Consider the following 20595-nt stretch of genomic DNA (forward strand, 5'->3'; position numbering starts at 1 on the left):
CGACTCATGAAACATGATCGCCGCAGGTGGACCGCCGGACGGTCGGGTGTTTCATAGGCGACTATCTATGAAACACCGACCGCAGCTCTGCCCGCAGTCGGCCTCGCACTCCAACACCCAGAGCATCACGCTCAGCTACCTGTCGGTTGGATCGCCGTTCGTTAGCGGCGCCCCGCCTTGGGCGGCCAGGCGGGCCGCCTGGTGGCGTTCAGCTGTCCGCCAGGGCTGCGCCCAGCGGCGTGTGCTCGTAGAGGACGGCCCGGCCGGCGCGGGTGCGGGTGATCAGGCCGGCATCGCGCAGCACCGCCAGATGGCTGCCGACGGTGCCTAGGCTCAGGCCGAGCTGGGCGACCAGCTGCGTCGTCGTTGCAGGCACGTCCAGCGCGCGCAGCACGTCCGCGCGGCGCGGGCCGACCAGCCGGCTCAGGGCCTCACCGCCCGGTGCACGCGCCACAGGGCCGAGCAGGTCCGCGATGCCCCGGGCGGGATAGACCAGGGCGTGGGGCCATGGCGGCTCGACGTAGCTGATCAGAGTGCCGAACACCGTCGGCATCAGCAGCAGGCCCTTGCCGGCCAGCCGGTGCCGGTCCCACTCGGTACGCGAGCCGGTGCGCACTTCGATGGTCCCGGCCTGGCCCTCGGAGCGCCAGCTCACCCGCGGGTCGAGATCGGACAGCGCTGCTGCCCAGCCGTACATCGCCAGGTACCCGGCGCGGCGGACCAGGTCACGCTCCAGCACCGCCCGCAGCCGCGGCCAGTCCGGCTCGACCAGCGCCTGCCAGCTCGCCTCGAGCGCATCGGCGAGCTGGGTGACCACGTCCGGCGCGTCGAGGATGCGCTGCACGTAGCGTGGCGGCGTCCGCAGTCCCGCCAGGTTGCGGGCCAGTTCCAGGCGTGCACGGCGCAGCGGCGTGGCGCGCACGGCGGCCAGCTCAGCGGCGAAGTCGCTACCGGAGCCCGATGGCGGCGGATGGATGAAGTCGGCGTTGTAGGCGCCGCGGCGGAACAGCGCTGTCAGCGCCCCGACTGCGGGCACCTGCCGGCGCAGCTGTTCGTACCGGGGCGCGATGCGCTCGGCCCATGGCCGGAGCGGGCCGGCAGCCTGCACGCCGGCTGCGACGCGCAGCGCCTGCATTGCCTCGCCGAGCGGTGAGATCGCGTAGCGGGTACGCGCCACGTCGACGGGTCCCACCTCGATGGCCAGCATGTTTTGCCTCCACGCGAAAGCATAGTCACCGTGGCCGGGCTGCCGTGATGCTGTCAGCCATGACCGCCACGTCCGCGCCGCGCCCGGCCACCTACCGCGAGGTGTTCGCTGTGGGCCAGTTCCGCGTGCTGTTCGGCAGCTACACGCTCTTCCTGATCGGCGAGACGGTGCGGATGCTCGCACTGTCCGTGACCGTCTACGCGGCAACCGGGTCGCCGCTGATGTCGGCGCTGGCGTATGCGGCAGGCTTCCTGCCCTATGCCCTGGGCGGCACGCTGCTGCTGGCTTTCGCCGACCGCTGGCCCCCGCGCACCGTCATGATCGGCTACGAGGTGCTGCGCGCCGCGGTCAGCGCCGTGCTCGCCGCCGGTCTACTGCCGGTACCGGCCATGCTGGCGCTCGTGTTCGTCACGGGTTTACCCAGCGCCGTCGCCTCCGCTTCGCGCACCGCCCTTCTGCCCGACCTGCTCGACGGCGACCGCTACGTGCTCGGACGTGCCGTGTTCTCCATGGCAGCCGGCGGCACGCAGGTGCTCGGCTTCGCCGCCGGCGGCATGCTGATCGCCGCTGTCGGCGCGCCAGGCGCGCTCTGGATCACCGCCGCGACCTGCCTGGCCTCGGCAGGCCTGCTGCAACTGCGCCTGGCCGACCACCCGCGCCGCCGCACCGGCGGTTCGGCCGGCATCAGCGAGACCTGGCAGGTGAACCGGGCGCTGCTGCGCCGGCCTGCGGTCCGGGCACTGCTGCTGGCGCAATGGCTGGCACCGGCGCTGATGGTCGGCGCCGAGGGCGTACTGGTCCCGTACGCCGCGCAGGTCGGCGCGCCTGACGCGGCCGGTCTGCTGTTCGCAGCGGTCGCTGCCGGGATGTTCGCCGGCAACCTGATCGTCGGCCGCCTGGTGCGTCCTGCGGGCCGGGAGCGGCTGGCCGGCCCCCTCGCGCTTGCGCTCGGATTGCCGCTGCTGGGCTTCGCGCTGCGCCCCGCACCGGGATACGCCGCCATCCTGCTGACAGTGTCCGGTTTCGGCGTCGCCTACCAGCTCGCACTGGCCCGCAGGTTTGTCGACGCGGTGCCCGAGACGCAGCGCGGTCAGGCGTTCGGCCTGCTACTGACCGGAACGATGACGCTGCAGGGCCTGGCCGCCGCAGCCGGAGGCGCGCTGGGCGAAGTCGCGGCCCCGGGGCTGGTCGTCACACTGGCCGGCGCGGCCTCGGCCATCGCCGCCCTGATGTCCTGGCGAACGCTGTCGCCCACACCCTGTCGGTGAAGGCGAAGCCGACGACGCTCGCGCCGTGGGTGTCGACGTAGTTGGACTCGATCTCGGCGTCCGTGCAGTGCCGCAGCAGGCCCTCGATCATCGCCGCGACCTCGGACGAACAGCTCTTGAGCTGGGAGTAGATGCAGACGTTCTTCCGCTCGACGTGCCAGTAGATCATCACGCCGTTGCCGCCGTAGCGGGCGTGGTACTCGGTCATGAAGTTCGAGGACCAGGACCCGAACTTCTTCGAGTCCGACGCGCACGCGGTGCCGCGCTCCCACCATGCGGTGTCGCGGGCGGCGAAGGTGGCGTTCACCAGCCTGGTGACGGCGGCTCGGAGGTTGTCCACAGTGATGAAGTGCCGGCGGACGTGCCGCAGCGCAGTCTCGCTCTCGCCGTGCTCGCCGGTCGCCACGATGGCGCGGATGCCCATGTTCGTGCCCAGCGCGAAGAGGGCCAGCAGTAGGCGGCGCTGGAGGACGTCACGCTCGATGCGCTCGTAGGCGGCCACCGAGGAGAACTCCTCGGTGAAGCCGGTGAGGAAGTCGGCGTTCTTCAGCACGTCCAGGAGGTCCAGGACGCCCCAGCGGTGTGCGACCTCCTCCTTGAGGGCCGCCAGGCCGGTGGGCTCGGCCAGCGGTTCCAGCTTGGGTACGGTGATCCAGGGCTCGCCCTTGCGGGTGGTGACCTTCACTCCGCCCGCCGAGGCGTCCGCGAGCGAGGCTGAGAGCTGGTCCAGGCCCGCGGTCATGCGCTTCTTCAGGTCCGCGATGAACGCCCTCGGGTTCAGCGGCTGGCGGATCGCGGCGTAGTGCACGGCGCGGGTGGCCTCGAAGTCGCCGGGCAGGTCGTCCTCCGGGTTGCGCCAGCGGGCGGCGCCCTCGACGTAGATCTCGCGCCGACGGACCGCGTCCCGAAGGGCGGCCAGGACGCACAGCTCGTAGGGGATGCGCTCAACCTTGCCCCTGTCGTCGACGACCGCCTCGCGCCAGTCCTTGCGCACCACGCCGTCCATGGGCACCTCGTCGACGGTGTCGTAGAAGCGTGTCTTGCCGTCGACGTCGACCGAGTGAGTGCCGTAGAAGTGCACGTTCTTGTGGTGGGTGGGCCAGATGTGCGCCAGGACCTCGTCGTCGACGTCGCGGCCCGCCTGACGCAGAGCGACCACGCCGAGGCCGTGATACTCGGTCGACCAGCAGACGATCGCGTTGGTCGCCAAGGTCAAGCACCACATCTGCTCGGTCTGCTGCTCGTGGTGCCGGCGCCGGACCGCGCCCTCGCCCGCGTACGCCAGCGAGCGGCGCAGCGAGTGCAGGTTCTCGTCTTTGTTCAGCTGCCGAGCGATACGCCGCCGGTACGTCTTGTCGGCGAGGTAGCGGGCGGCGTAGACGGTGCGGCGCCGCGCCCCATATTCCTTGATCGCGCTGGTGAGCGCGTTCTGCTGGCGTTTGCTCGAGCAGAGCTTCCCGACGACCAGAGCGGCGGTGGCATGTCCGCCTTGCACGCTCGCGGCGACCCGCAGCAGATCGTCCCGCATGTCGTTGATCAGGTCGACGTTCAGGCGCCGGGTCAGCAGCGGCCCGGACCGGGGATACCTGGCGAGGAAGTCGGCCTTCGCCCCGGTCCGGTACAGGGTGATCTTTCCGAGGTCGCGGATCCGGGGCGAGAGCTGCTTGCCGACCAGGTCGAACAGGGCGAAGTTCGCCAGGGTCGCGTCGTGGGTGTCGGTGGCGTGCTTGAAGACTGGCAGGTCGGTCTCGTTGCCCAGCAGCCCGTCGAGCACGTAATGGCTCTCGGGTGCGGTGGCCACGATGATCTTCGTGTCGAACGTCGAGTGCTGGTCGGAGACATGGGTGTAGGTGGAGATGCCCTGGCCGCGGGCGAAGTACCACGACAGGTGCCGGGCGGTGATGCTCTTGCCCTTGACCGGGAACCGCTGCCCGTCCGAGCTCGACAGGGTGCCCGAGCCGAACGCCCTCGTGAGCGGGAGCCGGTGGTGGTAGTTGACCACCGCGGCGTTCGCCGCCTCCAAAGTCTCCGGCCGGAAGTACCACTCGGCGGTCCAGGCGAGCACGTCGTACGGCACCCCGCAGGACTCGGCCATCGCGGACAGGCCCATGTTCGTGGCCTCCGCGATGATCACGTACAGCAGGTTGCGCTTGAGCTCGGCCGGCCGGGCGACCTTTCCGCCGGCGTGCACCAGGTGATCGGTGAACCCGGTCCGGGCGTCGACCTCCACCAGCACCGACGCGATCGGCACCCGTGGCAGCATGGTGGCCAGCTCGGCGCGCAGCGCATCCGCCTCGGCCGGCACGTCCTCGGCCGTCAGCGGCGGGATGATCAGCTCACCGTCGTCGGTCAGCCGGACCTCGCCCGGATTCCCGCGGGCGAGCTGGGCCTCCAGATCGGCCAGGGCGGTGTGCAGCTCGTCGTCGGCGACCGCGAGCGCGTCGACGGCCTCGGCGCTCTTGCCGACCAGGTGGCAGAACTCCGCCTTCTGCGGAGCCCACTGCTGTGGGGTGAGCAGGAACGACGCCGGATCGGCGTACCGGCGCGAGCCAGGCACGAAGATGTCTCCGGAGCGCAGCCCGTCGCGCAGGCCGACCAGCACGGCCAGCTCCCAACACCTGCGGTACGCGATCACGTCGCCGGCCTGCTCCGCGGTGGTGAGGTAGCCAGCCCACCTCGTCGGCACGAACCCGACCGGGGCGCCGGCCGGCACCTTCCGGGCGCCGGTGGCGTACAGCCCGGCCAGTATGCCCACGGCCTGCAGCAGCTGCTCGGTGCCCGGGCCGCCGGCGAACTGGACCGCGGCGGCCAGCACCGCGGGGGCGAACTGGCGCAGGTACGACATCGACGCGTCCAGCATGCTGAGCTGGCCGTGGTCGCGCGGCAGCCGCTCCCGGCGCTCGGCCCACGCCGCCCGCATCCGTTCCATGCCGATGTTGGTACGCAGCAGGGTGCCGATCTGCTCGTCGCCGATCCCGGGGTCGAGCACGATGGTGAGGATCTCGTCGAGCAGGTCTCCGTCCGCGCCCGTGCCCGGGCCGCGGCCACCCGCCGCAGCAGCAGGACCACGGGCGTGAGTAGTTGAGGTACAGGAAATCCCGGTGAGATTGATCTTGGTCGGCTAGCACACCGGGTACGGGCGCCGCCGGGGTTCGCGGAAAGCTCGCCGGACGGGCGTCGGTGCTGGTTACGGTCCCGCCATGCCGGTGGAGTTTCTGACTGATGAGCAGGCCGAGGTGTACGGGACGTTCACTGAGGTGCCCACACGCCCGGAGCTGGAGCGGTTCTTCTTCCTCGACGATGACGACCGTGATCTGATCGCGCTACGTCGTACGGAGGTGCACCGGCTTGGGATTGCGTTGCAGATCTGCACGGTCCGCTACGTCGGGCGGTTCCTGGGCGAGGACCCGCTCGCGGTGCCGTGGGAGGCCGTGGAGTACCTGGCCGCCTTCGGGCTGGGCCGGGTCGCGGTGTCGAAGGTTCCGGTGCGGCGGATGAAGACCCTGGCCAAGCTGGAGCGGGCCTCCAAGCTGGTGGCCAAGGCCGGCCGCGTGCTGGTCGACCAGCTCGACCTGGTCGACCACGAGGGCGCCGACCTCTTGGGATGAGGGCTCGGTCCTGTCGCTGATCGAGGCGATGCTGGGCAACGTGAGCCTGGATTCGATGCTGACGGAGATCCGCGAGTTGAACGCGATCCGGGCCGGCGTCGAGACTGCCCATGGCCTGGCTGTTCCAGGGGAGCAGGCCGACCGGCGAGTCGGTGAGCGCGAATCGGAGGGGTGTGGCTGCTGGCCATGGACATGAGCGTAGGAGCCCGCGTACCGCTGCAGATGGCGCAGCCCTTCCAACGCCGCCCGGTCGTCCGGCGTCAGAGCTTGCCTCTGAACCAGTCGAGCAGGTAGGTGCGCAGTCTGGCGGCGTCATGCGGTACCACGGATGTCACCTGGAAATCCTGAGCGTCACGCCGGCGGCCGGGCGAGTTTGGCGGCCACGGCGTCGAGGACCCAGTCCAGGCCGGTCGCGAAGGACGCCTCGGCGTCCACCTCCGTGCCGTCGTGCACGGCCTTGGCCAGCGCCGGGAAGCGGCCCGTGGCCAGCATCCTCCTCAGATGCGGGCCGGAGGCGCGCTGCCAGTCGCGCTTGGACAGGCCCGTGGCGCGCTCGGTCCGCAGGTTCGCGATCTCGCGTCTGATCGCGCCAGTGAAGTAGGCGCTGACGGTCTCCACGGCGCGCATGACGGTGTCGAGGTCGGCGAGGCCGTCGAGGGCGGCCAGCGTGGCCTCGGTCACGGCGAGGGCGTTTGGGCCCAGGGTCGGACGGCCGCCGAGCAGGTCGGCCAGCCATTCGTGACGGAGGGTGGCCTGCCTGGTGCGGTGGGCGCGGATGCGCAACACCTCCCGCCAGTCGCCGGGCTGCTCCTCGGGGAGGATCTCGGCGTAGACCTCGTCCACCATGAGGTCGAACAGCTCCTCCTTGGTGGAGATGTATCCGTACAGCCGCATCGGGCCGGCGTCCAGCCGGGCGGCGACCTTGCGCAACGACACCGCCTCCAGCCCGCCCTCGTCGGCCAGCGCGGTGGCGGCGGCAACGATTCGCTCCCGGTCGAGCGGCACGGGGCGAGTCGGCGGCTCCGGCCGGTCCCACACAGTCATGGTTACATCGTACTGTTGCGATACATCGTAATAGGTAAATACAGTATATCGCCATGAGACACCGTATCGCCGTGATTGGGGGCGGCCCCGCCGGCCTCACCTTCGCCCGCGTCCTGCACCGCCACGGTCACCCCGTCACCGTCCTCGAACGCGATCCCGCCCCCGACGCCCGTCCCCCGGGCGGCACGCTCGACCTGCACGAAAGGATGGGCCAGCTCGCGCTGGGCAAGGCGGGGCTGCTGGCGGAGTTCCAGGCGCTGTCTCGTCCCGAGGGGCAGGCCATGCGCATCCTGGACGCGGACGGGACCGTCCTTCGCGACTGGCAACCCCGTCCGGGTGACCGGGCCAATCCCGAGATCGACCGGGGGCAACTCCGTGACCTGCTGCTCGGCCCCCTCGACGTTCAGTGGGGGCGGGGCGTGACGGAGGTAGTGCCGGGAACCCGGGACGGCGTGCTGGTCCGTTTCGCGGACGGGCGACAGGAGACGTTCGACCTCGTGGTCGGCGCGGACGGCGCCTGGTCCCGGGTTCGCCCGGCGATCTCGTCCGCGACGCCGCACTACACCGGCGTCACCTTGGTCGAGACCTCCCTGGACGACGTCGACACCCGCCACCCCGACCTCGCCCGGCTGATCGGCAACGGTTCCGTGGCTGTGTACGGCGTGAACCGCGCCCTCGTCGCCCAGCGCAACAGCGGCGGCCACGTCAAGGTTTACGCCCAGTTCCGCGCGCCGCTGGACTGGCACACGAACCTGGACCGGCATATGGGCCTGAACCGGCGCGCGGGCCTGGACGCAGGCATCGACGCGGGCCTGGACCTGACCGACGTCGAGGCCGTGCGATCAAGCCTGCTGGCCCTGTTCGACGGCTGGGCCGCTCCCGTCCTCGACCTCCTCCGCCACGGCACCGCTTTCGTCCACCGCCCCCTCTACGTCCTGCCCGTGTCCCACACCTGGGCCCACGTCCCCGGGGTGACGCTACTGGGCGACGCCGCCCACCTGATGCCCCCGTTGGGGGTGGGCGCGAACCTCGCGATGCTGGAAGGCGCCGAACTCGCCGAGTCCGTCGCCGCCGCCCCCGGCACTGGCGATCTGGACGAGGCCGTCCGCGCCTTCGAGGAACAGATGTGGGCACGGGCCGGCAGGTGGGCGAAGATCACGACGGCCGGTCTGGAACGCCTCGTGAGCCCGGACCCCACCGAAGCCCTCGCCCTCTTCGACGAAGTTCAGCCATCCTGACTGCCAAGCGCGAGAGCACCAGCACCAGCAGCTCGCCACGGCTTCACGGGACAGTACGGCACCGCCGCGGTTCCTTCCGGCAGATCCACCGCCCGCCATACGAACTCCGCCACGGGGCGGTGAGCAGCAACCGAACGGCCAGTGGCGTTAGCGAGCCAGGGTGGGCGAGGTTACCGCCACCTGGCGGTCCGATGCAGGCAGACCTCTGGGTCGAGCCTGGGCCTATGACCGGTTCTTAGATAACCTTCGTTATCTGGCAAGATAGCGATCACAGACGTAGCGCGAGCTGGGCGGTCACCGCCCGGCGCGAACGCTTCGTTTCCCGGTTATCTGGCAACCTGGCGGGTCGGGGAGGGCGGACCCGCGCCGGCTACACCGCCGGCCCGCTGTTCCGCGCGTCCATCAACGGCCGCGGCGGATCGCTGTCCTACGACGCCGCCCACCACCGCTGGCAGACCTACTGCGCCGCCGCCGGCGTCGAGATCGACATCCACCAGCTACGCCACGCCCACGCCACCGAACTCATCAACGCCGGGGTCTCCATCGAAGCCGTGCGCCGCCGCCTCGGCCACGCCTCCACCGAGACGACGCAGTTGTACGCCCTGCTGGACGACAAGGTCGCCGACGCAGAGATCCGCGCCGCCCGCCGACGCCGGGACCGGGCAACGAGGTAAGAAATCTTCATAACCAGGAGCGACCTCGCTCGCCGCAACCAAGATCCTTCTCAACGCCAACGGCTGTCCGCCGGTTCCTCACCCCCGGACTCTCCCCGCTCAAGGACCGGCACATCAACTTCCTGGGCCGCTACCTGTTCAACATCAAGGCCAGCGGCCCCGGCCAGGGCCTGCGCCCCTTCCGGGACCCGGACGCCGTCGAGGACGACGAGGACTGACGGCCGGCACACCACCCCTTCCGAGCACGAGCTCAACCAGACGACGTGACCGAGGACCACACGCCGAACCACTGCTCGGCGCCGTACTCCTCAAACCGCTCCACCTCGGTGAACCGCAGCTTCGCCGCGAGGCGCATCGAGCGGTCGTTGGCGGTCTGGGTGCAGAGCACTACCGGCTCGCTGGGAAGCGTGGCGGCGAACCATTCGAGTGCCGCCGCGCACGCCTCGGTGGCGTACCCGCATCCCCACGCCTCCGGCAGGAACATGTAGCCGAGTTCGGCCTCCCCGGCATCCGGACGGACGTGACCCGGACGCTCCGCGTCGCGCCGGTCGAGCGTGATGATGCCGATCATCGCTCCGTCCAGATCGACCACGAAAAGGCCGGGGCGCCGCCTGGGTACCTCAGGCACCGCACGCTCGAACTCATCACGCGGTCGAGGGCCACCAATGTAGGTGCCCACCTCTGGCGAGGTGAACAGCTCGATGATCGCCGCACGGTCCCGGGCCTCGGGCTCACGGAGCACGAGCCGCTCGGTCCGTATCGGGGCAGGTGGCCAGGCAACGGGTCCAAGCTCAGTCATGGCGGGCAACCTATCGCGCTCCCGCCGAGCAACACGCGCTCTCACAACTCACGAACAAAGCCACGGCTCCTCAAGAAGGCATGAGGGATACCGAGGGGACAGCAAGAAGCACCCTGGCCCCTCGGTATGTGATCCTCAGGTGGCCATGGCGGTGCCGCGCTGGCCACTGTCTGAGTGCGGGATCCTTCAAAAAACCATGGTTTCTTGAAGCCTGGCAGCTCAGCGAACAAATAATCGGTTGCCTGTTGGCGATGGTGGTGGATGCAATGTCCGGCATGGTCACCCAGGTGCGCCCGCCACGGCGAGATGAGATGAACGCGTACTATCGGGCCTTGCCACTCTGCGATCCGGGCAAACTGCAACCGAATCGTCACAGGGGAGATGCCAACGCATGAATACGCCACCATCGCCACCTGGAGCGGAGCGGGCTGACGGATCAGCCGTCCAGATCGGCGCTCTCGTTCCGCTAACTCGGCCTGGCTGGGTCGAAGCGGGCCAACACTTGCTCGCTGGACTCGAGCTGGCTGTTCGCGAAGTCAATGACGCCGGCGGGATCGTCGGAAGACCACTTGAGCTGGTGGTCCGAGACACCGCGGCTGATCCACAGAGGGCCGCGGCGGCCGTAGATGAATTGGCTCGCCTGGGCGTGGCTGCCTTGGCGGGGGAGTATCACAGCGTCGTCGCTCGCGCCGCTGCCGCCAGGGCCGACGCCCTCGGCCTGCCGTTCCTCTGCTCGTCAGCGGTTCTCGACGCGCTCACCGAACAGCCAACGGAGTGGGTCGCGCGCCTCGCCCCGGCGCAGTCCCACGGCTGGCAGATCTACGCAGACTTCCTCCTCAGCGCGGGCTACAGTCGAATTGCCGTAGCAGCCGAGTCGAGTGTCTACTGGGCATCTGGGGCCCGCATTCTGCGGGACCACCTCGCTCCACGCGGCGGCACCGTCATCGAACTCGACATGCGCGCGCTCGCCCCCACGGCCGTGTGCGACGAACTCGTCGACAATCGCGCGACAGCCCTCCTTCTTCTGGTCGGCCACCCGGAGCCGGCAGTGTCGATCGTCAAGTCTGTCCGCCGCGACCAGCGCCTCGCCGAGATCATGATTGGTGCTCCGGCTGGGCAACCGGAGTTCGCCGAATGGGCGACGTTGCTGGGCGACGACAGCGCCGCGATCCCGTTCTTGCGCTACCTGCCCGAGCGCCTCAGCCCACTCGGCGTACGAGTCGAGACGGCCCTCCGCGAGCGGCTAGCCGAAGCGCCCTCCTTCGTCGCTTTCGAGGGCTACGACACGGTCGCCGTCCTCGCCGATGTGCTGCGTTCTCACGGCGCGGACCGGGCGCGCACTGCCGAATCCTGGCCGCGCGTTGCAGTCGAAGGCACCCGCGGGCAGATCCAGTTCTCCCGCACGCCAGGCATCAGCGTTTGGCAATGGGCTTGGACGCCAATACAAGTCGTTGATCGGGATCCGGCGGAACCCGATCGCTTTCGGATCCTTCACGCCGGCTGAGAGAGCACGGAGGTCCGACTGCCCAGATCTGTCCGAACTTGAGGCTGTCTACCTGTCTACGTGTTAATGCGGGCTCTCAGCCGACGGGGGCCCCGACCGCGTTCTCCGACTATCGCGCGGTAGCTGGCCGAACAGCTCAAGGCCGGCGACATCGGCCTGGAGTTCCTCGCCGGCGAACTCCAGAGCTCCCACGACCCGTCCGGGATCGTGTTCACCTTGCTGGCCGCCCTGGCCGGGATGGAACGCGAATACATCCGCGACCGCACCCTGGAAGGCCACGAATCCGCTCGCACCCGCGGCAAAACCATCGGCGGCGCCAGCGTTACCGACGACACCATGCTCACCCTCGCGATCCACCTCCGCGAGCAGAACCTCAGCCTCCGCGACATCGCGGCCAAGCTCGTCATCACCAAAGGTGATATGACTCGGCCTCGCCATGCGGGGTCCCCGTAGTACTCGCCGAAAATCGGGCGGATATGGCTGACCAGCAAAGATCGGGTTTAGGTGCTGTCGCGGTTGCTGGTCATGCGGGCGGTGAGTTCGTCGGCGTTGGGTGTCCAGGTCCCTCGCTGGGCGTCGAGCCCGTCGAGGCGACGGTGGGTGCCTTCTTTGCTGGGCTTGAGGTAGCGCTGGAGGGTGCGGCGGTCTTCGTGGCCGGAGAGGTTCATCAGGTCGGCTTCGGTGGCGCCGTCCTCGCCGGCGTGGGTGAGTCGGGAATGGCGCAGGTCGTGCAGATTCCAGCCGTCGGTGGCGGCGCCGAGGTGGCGTTCGGCGGTGCGGTAGGTCATGCGTCGGCGGCGGCTGGCCGGGTCGACGTCACGTACGGGCGTGGTGCCGTCGTCAGGGGCGATGCGAGCGGACAGGAAGATCGGCCCGCGGGTGCGGCGGCCGAGGAGCTGGCCGAGCATCCGGGCGGTGCGGATGTCGTAGAGCAGCTCGTCGGCTTTGCCGCCTTTGCGGATGGTGCGTGCGCGGCGGTTGGCGCGGTCGAGGTCTTCGACGTTCAGGCGCAGGACTTCCTCGGCGCGGGCGGCGGTGGAGTAGAGCATCGCCCACAGCGTCCGGTCTTCCAGCGGGCGGCGTTTGTCGGCGATGAGCCGGTCGATCCGCTCGCGACTGCGGACGCGGGTGTCGTCCGGCCTGGGCTGGTGCTCTCGGTCCAGGCCGTGCAGTACCGCGGCCGGGTCGCCGATCCAGCCTTGGTCGTGGAAGTAGGCCAGGGCGGAGGCGACGGCAGCCCGCTTGGCGTTGAACGTCGACGGCGCCGCGCCGCCCCACGCGCCGCGGATGTTGGTGTGCAGCCGGTCTCGGCCGACGCTGGCGAGCTCGCCGAGGTGCACGATCCCGGTGAACGCGGTCGGCAGGGCCGAGGTGTAGGCGCGCACGGTCTCCGGCGAGGTGATTCGGCCGGACCGGCCGCGTCGGCCAGCGAGGTGGCGCAGGAACGAGGCGAGCGCCTCGGCGGTCGGCACCCCTCCCGGCGTCTCCGCGTTGTCACGGTCGGGCACGGCGGTGAGGTGCCGGTCTGTCGCCATCTGGCCCGCTTCCCTGGTTGTCAGATAACACGCGTGAAAGGTGCACGGCCCGCACGGGTGTTCCCGCAGGAGCCGATCCCGCCATTGTCAGATAATACGCCATTATCTGACAAGCTTGGCGGATCGGCGAAGACGAGGACGACCGGGGCACGGACCTGCGGCTCCGTCGCCATCGCGATCGGCATGCTCACCGGCGCAGTTGTCGTCGGCGTCAACGGACAGCTGTGGCTGGCAGCGCTCCTCACCGGCCCCAGCCTCATCGCGCTGGCGAAGATCTTTGTTCTCCGCCGGTCGGATGCCACCGACATGAAGCAACTCCAAGCTCAGCGCGACGCTGTGACCGCGCCACCGCCGGTCTGAACCGTCGGTTAGGCGTCCTGTCCGACCTCGGCGAGGCCGCGCGGGTGACTGACCTCGCCGAGGCGGCGTCTGGTTTGGCATCGCGGTCGGAGGCGCGCCGATGCGGCCCCTAAGTAGCAGGCGCCGAGAAACAACGCTTAGCCGTGCTGGCCCCACCTCGACATCGAGGGTGTGCCCGACCCGGAGCACGTTCCCTGGATCGACCCCGACCCATCCGGCCTGGCGAACGGCCCGGTGTCAGCGGCTTCACCGATCAGAAATCCTCCGCCACGTCGTCAGTTCTGTTAGCCCTCGCACCGGTGGAAGGATTGATGACCATGACCGACACCAGACCGCTGGGCGCCGACGAGGCCACGTTCCTCGCGGCGGTCCGCTCAGGCGACACGGCGCGGTTCGCACTCATCACGGAGCGCCACCGGCGTGAGCTGCAGGTGCACTGCTACCGGATGCTCGCGAACTACGAGGATGCCCAGGACCTGACGCAGGAGACGTTCCTGCGAGCGTGGAACAAGCGGGAGTCGTTCAAGGGCCACGCGGCCCTGCGGACCTGGCTGTACCGAATCGCGACGAACGCCTGCCTCGACTTCCTGGAGAAGCGCAACGACCGCACACCCGTACCGTCCGAGCTGCCGGACCCCGGCTCCGAGGTGCTGTACCTGCAGCCCTACCCCGACCGGATGCTCCCCGAGGACCCGCAGGAATCGGTGGTGGCGCGGGAGACGATCGAGCTGGCGTTCATCGTCGCCGTCCAGCACCTGCCGCCGCGGCAGCGGGCGGTGTTCATCCTGCGCGACGTCCTCGGCTGGCCGGCGTCGAAGGCCGCCGACGCCCTCGAGCTGACCGTCGCATCGGTGACCAGCGCACTGCAGCGGGCCCGTGTGACGATGCGCGAGCAGCTGCCCGACCGCCGCCTCGACTGGCGGAGCCCCGCCACCCACGAGCTGTCGAATGACGAGCGCGGCGTGGTGAAGTCGTATATCGACGCCCATGAGCGCAACGACCTCGACGGGCTGATGTCCCTGCTGCGCGACGACCTGCGCTTCGCGATGCTGCCCGAGCCGGGAACCTCGGTCATCACGGCCAAGGACGCGGTGGACGGCTGGGTCTCCGGTGGGCTCTTCCAGCGCGGCCACGACGACTGGCGCTGTATCACCACGACGGTCAACCGCATGCCTGCCGCCGTGCTGTACCTCCGCACCCCCGACGACCCGGAGTACCGGCTATTTACCATCGCGGTCCTGCACATCGTCGACGGGAAGGTCGCCGAGCTCACCGGATTCGACGCCACCGACAAACCATGGCTGGGTCTGCCCCCGACACTGTAATCAGACGAGTCCCCATCGTCGACGAGTCCAGCGCACGGGCCGCCGTCACCGAAGTCACCGCGGAATGAGCACCCCGACCAGCTGAACACCAACGCGACAACGCGAACACCACCGCCCCGCCGGCGTTGCCGGCGGGGCATCTTCATGCCCGAAGAACATCGTCACGATCAACGACGCCGTCGCCCTCATCTCCAGCAAGTCGGTCAACAGCTCACTCGGAACGCAAGGAAGGGCCGGGGAAGGTTCCCTCATAGCCGAGGGTCACGGTGAGCACGCCAGGAAGGATTTCGACCTGGCCTCACGAGCCGAGCATCTGGCCCGTGCTCATCGCCTCGTCTCGTATCGGGTCAGCACCACGCCGCCGGGAAACGTCCGCGTCTCCACCAGGTTCAGGTTCACCCAGCTGTCCAGGGCCGTGAAGAACGGCGTGCCGCCGCCCAGCAAGGCCGGTGCGGTGACCAGCACGTACTCGTCGATCAGCCCGGCCCGCATGGCCGCTGCGGCAAGTGTGGCGCCGCCGATGTCCATGGGGCCGCCGTCTTCGGCCTTGAGCCGGGTGATCTCGGTGACCGCGTCGCCGGTGACCAGGCGGGTGTTCCAGTCGACCGTGCTGGTCGTCGAGGAGAACACCACCTTCGGCATGTCCCGCCAGCGGCGGGCGTACTCGATCTCCGCCGGTGTGGCGCCGGGCTGCTGGTCGGCGGTCGGCCAGTGGGAGCTCATCGTCTCCCACAGTTTGCGCCCGTACAGCGCCAGGCCGGTCGCCCCCACCCGGTCGGACCACCACTGGAACAGCTCGTCGCTCGGTACGCTCCAGCCGAGGTCGTCGCCGGGCGCGGCGATGTAGCCGTCCAGGCTCAGGTTCATGCCGAAGATCAGTTTCCGCATCGTGCCAGCCTCCCGTGAGTCGATCTCACACGTACAGACGGGCACGGCGCGGAAACCTAATCGGTGCGCGATCTGCGTCCGCAGGTAGTCCTCGCGTTCCGGACTCGGCACGGCGTACTCGGCTGGGCTCGAGCACTACCCACCGGATCTCGACCTCACCCTCGTACGGGCAGCGGCGCACCCATGGCCAGCTCTCCCCGACCGCTGCTGCCGTCTGCCCGGACGGGAAGGCCTTCCACGGCCACCTGCAACAGAGGCTGTCTACTTTCGCAGAGGCGTTGCGGTAGCGCTCGACGCGCTCGCTGCGCGAGCAGGAGTGTGAGCGATCTGGGTCCCCGAACGCCTGATCACACAGCTATAGCGCCAGCCAGGCCCCCTCACCGCGCTGGAGATCGCCAACCAGTTCCCGACGCTTGGGCATCTCGCTCGGCGACCAGCGGCCGCACGTGCCCGGCAAGATCCGCGAGTACCTACCTCTCCCAGCGCCGACGCAGCTAAGCGTTGTTTTTTCGGCGCCTACTACTGAAGGGGCCCCTGAGGGGGCAATGCCCCCGACGCCGAGTGCGCCCCGTGAGGGAAGCCCGTCAGAACAGCGTGTCGCGGACGCGCAGCGGCCGATAGCCGGTGGGACCGAGCTGGGCGAGTTCACCTTCGATGTCGACCTCGATTGCGCCGAAGAAGTTGATGTTCTCGCTATGCGCCGGGGAGATGTGGGCCAGGACCTCGTCGTCGATGCGGCGTCCCGCCCTGCGCATCGACTCGACCGCGAGGCCGTAGTACTCGGTGGTCCAGGCGACCACGGCGTTGGTGGCCAGCGTCAGGCACCACGCCTGCTCGGTCTGAGCTTCGAGGTGCCGCGCTCGGATGGCGCCCTCGTGGGCGTAGAGCAGGTCTCGCTTGAGCGCGTGCAGCGACTCGCCCTTGTTCAGCTGCCGGGAGATCTTGCGCCGGTAGGCCGGGTCGGCGAGGTATCGGGCGGCGTAGATGGTGCGCCGCAGTGCCCCGTACTCCTTGAGCGCTGCGGCGAGCGCGTTCTGCCTGCCGGCCGCGGACAGCTTGCCGACCAGTAGCGAGGCGGTGGCGTGACCGAACTTTAGCGAACCGGCCAGCCGGAGCAGGTCGTCGTAGTGCTCGGCGATCAGGTCAGTGTTGAGCTTGCGGGTCAGCAGCGGCCCGGTGTGCGGGAAGTCGGCCTCGACCTGCGCACGCGATCCGGCCCGGTAGAGCGTGATCTTGCCCAGATCCCGGATCCGCAGGGAGAGCTGCAAGCCGAGCAGGTCGAACAAGCCGAAGTTGACCAGCGTGACCCCGTGGGTGTCCGTCGCGTGCTCGGTGACGGGAATGTCGGTCGCGTTCCCGAGAATCCCGTCGAGGACGTAGTGGGCCTCGCGCTTGGTCGCGACGATGACTTTCGTGCCGTAGGTGGTGTGCTGGTCGGTCACGTGTGTGTACGTCGAGAGCCCCTCGGACGCGAAGTACCGGCTCAAAGCCCTTATCGGCGCGAACGGCAGCATCTCGGTCAGCTCCGCCTTCAACGCAGTCGCCTCGGCCGGGACGTCCTCGGCGGTCAGCGGCGAGATCACCAGATCACCGCCGTCGTCCAGACGCACCGGGCCATCCCCAGCAGCGAGGACTCCCTCCAGCTCGCCGAGCGCCTCACCCAGCTCGTCGGCGGCCGCAGCCAGCGCGCGGTCGGGGTCGGCGGGTTTGCCGACCAGCTGGCAGAACTCCGCGCGCTGGTCGACCCACTTGTCCGGTGTGAGCAGGTAGGCGGCCGGGTCGGAGTAACGACGCGAGCCCGGCACGAACACGTCCCCGCTGCGCAGCCCATCGCGCAGCGCCAGCAGGGTGCACAGCTCCCAGTAGTGCCGGTAGGCGCTGGTGTTGCCAGACTTCGCCGCGGTCTCGAGGTAGCCGCGCCACCGCGCGGGCACGAACCCGTCCGGCGCATCGGCTGGGACCCGGCGAGCGCCGGTGGCGTTGAGCTCGCGCAGGATCTCCAACGCCTCCAGCAACCCGGCCGAGGCGGTGCCACCGGCGAACCGCACCGCCGCAAGTACCTGCGGGGTGAACTGCCGCAGATACCCATACGACCCGTCCAGCGCGGCGAGGTGCCCGTGATCGCGCGGCAACCGTGGCGCGGCCTGCGTCACCGCCGACCGCAGGCGAGGCCAGCCGATCCGTTCACCTCGGATCAGGCCGCCGATCTGCTCGTCGCTGATCTGCGGGTCGGTGATGATGGCCAGCAGATCATCCAGCAGCGCCTGCCGGTCTTCTCCGGCTTTGCCCCGTTCGGCCAGCGCGTCGCGCATCTTGCGTTCGGCCTTGCTCTCCCGCGCGGAGATCGCCTGGTCGAACAGCTGCACAACCTCGTCGAGCACGTCGGTCGCCGACTGCGCCAGCAGCGTCAGCAGGATCGGGTACCGGCGCTGCGGATCGCGGCGTTCCAGCGCCTGCGCGGTCAACCGCCGGCCGACCGTGGCCAGGAACCTGCGCCGCTCGGCAGGCAGCGCCGCTCGGCAGGCAGCGCCGACAGGTCCAGACTGTCCGCGCCCAACGAGCGCAGGAACTCCAGCTTGGCGACCTTGGCCTTCACCGCGGCCGGGGACGCCTCCACCGGGCCGGTGGCCAGCCACCGCAGGCGGGTCATGCGGATCTCCGGATCGGTGATCAGCAGCCCGTCCAGCGCGGCGCACCGTGCCTCGGTGAACTCGTGCGCCAGCCGGTCGAACGTCTCCCGCTGCGCCTCGGCGCGGGCGTGGGCGACCCGCTCGACCACGGTCACCGGTCCCGGACGGATCACGCGTGCCGAGATCAGGTACTCGCACCCGAGCCGGAACAGCAGGGTCGGCGAGTCGTGTTCCATCGCCCTGGCGAGCAGGAACTCGTCTAGTTCCTTGAGCTCCAGCGTGGTCGGCAGTCGCCACCCCAGATACTTCGCCACCAGCCGCAAATGCTCGGTCCGCGTCTTCGCCCGCCGCCCGTACGAGCGCAGCCCGGCCGGGTCGACGCCGAGCTGCTCGGCCAGCCTGGCCACCGCCACCGGCGGGGCCGAAAGCACCTTGTCCGGCGCGAACCCCAGCCACGGCAACGTGCATAACGCCACGGCCAAGCCGAGCCGGTCCGCCGGACCACGGCCCCGACCGGGATCGACGAACGCGACATCCGCCGGAGTCAGGGTGAAGAACCTCGCTAGCTCGTCCCTGCCAATCTCCGGGAACCCCCGCAGGCGCTCCAGCTCCTCGTCCGCGAACACCTGCGTCGCCAAGAACGACCTCCCGCCAGGCCCACAGATTCCCAGCTCAGAAGCCTACCCAGCCATATCCGCCCGATTTTCGGCGAGTACTACGGGGACCCCCATGCCAAGCCAGCGATTGATGATCATGCCTCAGATGGGTGAGACGAACCGTCAGATACCCCAGATTGCATGAGACGGCTCGGCCAGAAGGGGCGAGACACCGTAGTGCCGTTCGGCTGCCGAGGCTCTCGACCAGCCTCAGGGAAGGCTTCCTCAGGGGAGCGGGTCCAGCCGAGATACGGGTAAAACCGGCCATGAGTCGATCTTGAGGTAGATCGCGTAGGTGATCAGTCGTCAGTGGTGATCAGCTTGAGCGCGTCTTCCTTGTCCTTATCGGAGGGCAAGCTGTACCGGCGGGTGGTCTCAAGGCGGGCATGGCCAAGGATCTCGGCGACGAGCACGAGATCCGTTTTGCCGCGCACCAGTGTTGTGGCGAGCGTGTGCCGGAGGACGTGGGTAGTGGTGGGATCGTCCAGGCCTGATCGCTGGGCGATCGTGGCGATGATGCCGCTGGCCGCGCGGGCGGTGAGCCTCCCGCCCTTCGCGTTCAGGAAGAGCGCGCGACTGGCGTCGGCTTCGGGCCATGTAGGCCGTTCGTCAAGCCATATCTGCAGCTCGGCTCGGAGCTTGGGGTGGATATCGACCTCGCGGAAGTTGTCGCCCTTGCCGTACAGCCGCAGTTTCCCCTTGCGGGCCGACAGGTGAACGTCGTCGACGTCGAGGCGGACGACCTCGCTGATGCGGGCGCCGGCGTAGTAGGGGATGAGGGCGATACAGCGGTCACGTGGGGATAGGTGAGCCTCCACGGCGCGCAGCCAGCGGATGCGGGCGCGTTCCTCCAGAGCGCGCGGCGCGCTCTTGGGCAGGTCCTCGCGGCTTACGTTGGCCTTACCGAGGCCGCGCCGGGTGTGGAAGTCGTCCAGTGCAGTGAGGGCGGAGTTGACGTAGACGCGGCTGCGCCGGACCGGGCCATCGCGCAGCAACCACATGCGGTAATCGCGCACCGCCCAGTCCCGCGCCTGAATGTTAGTGAGCGGATCGGCGTCATAGGCGGTGGCGTGGGCGGCGAGCCAGGCCAGATATACCCGCGTACGGGAACGGTAGGTGCGCCGAGTCTCGGCCGACAGCGGCGCGCGCTCCAGCGCGTCACCGTACACCGCGAGCGCCTCCACGTAGACAGGCGGCAGCGGTGTAGGAGAAGCCCCCGCGGGCCGCTTCGTAATCTCGGAAGCGGATTCATTATCTTCGAATGACCGCGATCGCGGAATCTCGGAAGTGGCGAAGGTCGTGGTGAGAGAACATGCCGCATCCGGCGGTCCGTAGCAGGGTTTCGTCGCAAGCATCGGCGGAATCGCCCCCGGCGTCCATTAACCGTGCTCCACTCCGACGGACGGGCGCGGTCAGCACGGGTAGCAGACGTCCTCCCGGCCCGGACTGCGGTGGTGCAGGGTAGGGGTCTGATGGTCGTCGAGACCGGTCCAGGCGGAGGTGGTACGGCGGCGCGCCAGCCGGTTATGTTCTTCGTGGCGAGAAGCTTGTCGGGGTGGATGCGGACCAGGAGGGCGCCGGGCTCGCTGTTGCGCTTGCCGTATGCCTCGGACGGTCCTTCTCCCATGTAGCGGGCGGCGATCCGGGTGGCCCACTGCCGCACGGTCGGCAGATCATCGATCAGGGTGGCGCGGCCTTCGACGGTGACGAAGGCGAAGGGCGGATGATCGTCGTCCAGGCAGATCGACACGCGCGGGTCCCTGGTGAGGGGCTGAGATCATTCCGGACAGCGGAATCTGCGGTTGTTGACTACGCAGCCGATTGAAGTGCCGCGTACTCGTCGAGAACTTCGAATGGCG

General features: G+C 69.2%; 17 protein-coding genes. 8 read left to right on the forward strand and 9 right to left on the reverse strand.

Annotation, left to right across the window (positions count from 1 at the left end; all coding sequences use genetic code 11):
- Positions 1-208: 208 nt before the first annotated feature.
- Positions 209-1108 carry a DUF5937 family protein gene (locus ACIN94_RS22045; RefSeq protein ID WP_400708797.1) on the reverse strand — a complete coding sequence of 300 codons (900 nt, stop codon included), beginning with the start codon at positions 1106-1108 and terminating at the stop codon, positions 209-211.
- A 158-nt stretch (positions 1109-1266) separates the two neighbouring features.
- Between ACIN94_RS22045 and ACIN94_RS22050 the strand changes: the two genes are divergently transcribed.
- Positions 1267-2475: an MFS transporter gene (locus ACIN94_RS22050; protein ID WP_400708799.1), complete on the forward strand. Its 1209-nt coding sequence runs from the start codon at positions 1267-1269 to the stop codon at positions 2473-2475.
- Here ACIN94_RS22050 and ACIN94_RS22055 read toward each other — a convergent pair.
- Positions 2399-5587 (reverse strand): Tn3 family transposase, encoded by a 3189-nt coding sequence (locus ACIN94_RS22055; RefSeq protein WP_400708844.1) that lies wholly within the window; start codon positions 5585-5587, stop codon positions 2399-2401. The genes ACIN94_RS22050 and ACIN94_RS22055 overlap by 77 nt on opposite strands.
- 88 nt (positions 5588-5675) lie before the next feature.
- On the opposite strand from ACIN94_RS22055, the gene ACIN94_RS22060 reads away from it, so the two are divergent.
- Entirely contained in the window at positions 5676-6083 is a 408-nt protein-coding gene (locus ACIN94_RS22060; protein ID WP_400708801.1) for a DUF4158 domain-containing protein, read from the forward strand.
- Positions 6084-6434: 351 nt separating this feature from the next.
- Here ACIN94_RS22060 and ACIN94_RS22065 read toward each other — a convergent pair whose 3' ends face one another.
- Complete coding sequence (locus tag ACIN94_RS22065) at positions 6435-7127, reverse strand: TetR/AcrR family transcriptional regulator (RefSeq protein WP_400708803.1); 693 nt, start codon at positions 7125-7127, stop codon at positions 6435-6437.
- 53 nt (positions 7128-7180) lie between these two features.
- Here ACIN94_RS22065 and ACIN94_RS22070 point away from each other — a divergent pair, with 53 nt between their 5' ends.
- Both ACIN94_RS22070 and ACIN94_RS22075 read left to right on the forward strand, forming a co-directional pair.
- A complete protein-coding gene (locus tag ACIN94_RS22070) occupies positions 7181-8365 on the forward strand; it encodes an FAD-dependent oxidoreductase (protein ID WP_400708805.1) in 1185 nt (394 codons plus the stop codon).
- Between the two features lie 422 nt (positions 8366-8787).
- A complete protein-coding gene (locus ACIN94_RS22075; protein ID WP_400708846.1) occupies positions 8788-9039 on the forward strand; it encodes a tyrosine-type recombinase/integrase in 252 nt (83 codons plus the stop codon).
- A gap of 250 nt (positions 9040-9289) precedes the next feature.
- Here ACIN94_RS22075 and ACIN94_RS22080 read toward each other — a convergent pair whose 3' ends face one another.
- Positions 9290-9838, reverse strand: coding sequence for a GNAT family N-acetyltransferase (locus ACIN94_RS22080; RefSeq protein ID WP_400708807.1), 549 nt, complete (start codon positions 9836-9838; stop codon positions 9290-9292).
- A 391-nt stretch (positions 9839-10229) separates the two neighbouring features.
- Between ACIN94_RS22080 and ACIN94_RS22085 the strand changes: the two genes are divergently transcribed.
- The gene (locus tag ACIN94_RS22085; protein ID WP_400708809.1) at positions 10230-11342 is read left to right on the forward strand and encodes an ABC transporter substrate-binding protein; all 1113 of its coding nucleotides are present in this window, start codon (positions 10230-10232) and stop codon (positions 11340-11342) included.
- A gap of 123 nt (positions 11343-11465) precedes the next feature.
- On the forward strand, positions 11466-11795 hold the full coding sequence (locus tag ACIN94_RS22090) for a recombinase family protein (RefSeq protein ID WP_400708848.1): 330 nt from the start codon (positions 11466-11468) through the stop codon (positions 11793-11795).
- A gap of 47 nt (positions 11796-11842) precedes the next feature.
- Here the strand turns inward: ACIN94_RS22090 and ACIN94_RS22095 are convergent, their stop codons facing one another.
- Positions 11843-12877: a tyrosine-type recombinase/integrase gene (locus ACIN94_RS22095; RefSeq protein WP_400708811.1), complete on the reverse strand. Its 1035-nt coding sequence runs from the start codon at positions 12875-12877 to the stop codon at positions 11843-11845.
- Positions 12878-12934: 57 nt separating this feature from the next.
- On the opposite strand from ACIN94_RS22095, the gene ACIN94_RS22100 reads away from it, so the two are divergent.
- Both ACIN94_RS22100 and ACIN94_RS22105 read left to right on the forward strand, forming a co-directional pair.
- A complete protein-coding gene (locus tag ACIN94_RS22100; protein WP_400708813.1) occupies positions 12935-13237 on the forward strand; it encodes a hypothetical protein in 303 nt (100 codons plus the stop codon).
- A gap of 317 nt (positions 13238-13554) precedes the next feature.
- Complete coding sequence (locus tag ACIN94_RS22105; RefSeq protein ID WP_360713006.1) at positions 13555-14562, forward strand: RNA polymerase subunit sigma-70; 1008 nt, start codon at positions 13555-13557, stop codon at positions 14560-14562.
- Between the two features lie 324 nt (positions 14563-14886).
- Here the strand turns inward: ACIN94_RS22105 and ACIN94_RS22110 are convergent, their stop codons facing one another.
- The 4 genes from ACIN94_RS22110 to ACIN94_RS22125 form a co-directional block, all read right to left on the reverse strand.
- Positions 14887-15450, reverse strand: a complete 564-nt coding sequence (locus tag ACIN94_RS22110) for a dihydrofolate reductase family protein (RefSeq protein WP_358133311.1) — start codon at positions 15448-15450, stop codon at positions 14887-14889.
- Between the two features lie 584 nt (positions 15451-16034).
- Positions 16035-17915 carry a Tn3 family transposase gene (locus ACIN94_RS22115; protein ID WP_400708816.1) on the reverse strand — a complete coding sequence of 627 codons (1881 nt, stop codon included), beginning with the start codon at positions 17913-17915 and terminating at the stop codon, positions 16035-16037.
- A complete protein-coding gene (locus tag ACIN94_RS22120) occupies positions 17912-18718 on the reverse strand; it encodes a DUF4158 domain-containing protein (RefSeq protein ID WP_400708818.1) in 807 nt (268 codons plus the stop codon). The genes ACIN94_RS22115 and ACIN94_RS22120 overlap by 4 nt, the downstream gene beginning before the upstream one ends.
- Positions 18719-19035: 317 nt before the next feature.
- Positions 19036-19905 (reverse strand): tyrosine-type recombinase/integrase, encoded by an 870-nt coding sequence (locus ACIN94_RS22125; RefSeq protein ID WP_400708820.1) that lies wholly within the window; start codon positions 19903-19905, stop codon positions 19036-19038.
- Positions 19906-20595 lie beyond the last annotated feature (690 nt).

It is taken from the genome of Streptosporangium sp. NPDC087985 (genome assembly GCF_044741965.1).
Classification (GTDB): domain Bacteria; phylum Actinomycetota; class Actinomycetes; order Streptosporangiales; family Streptosporangiaceae; genus Streptosporangium.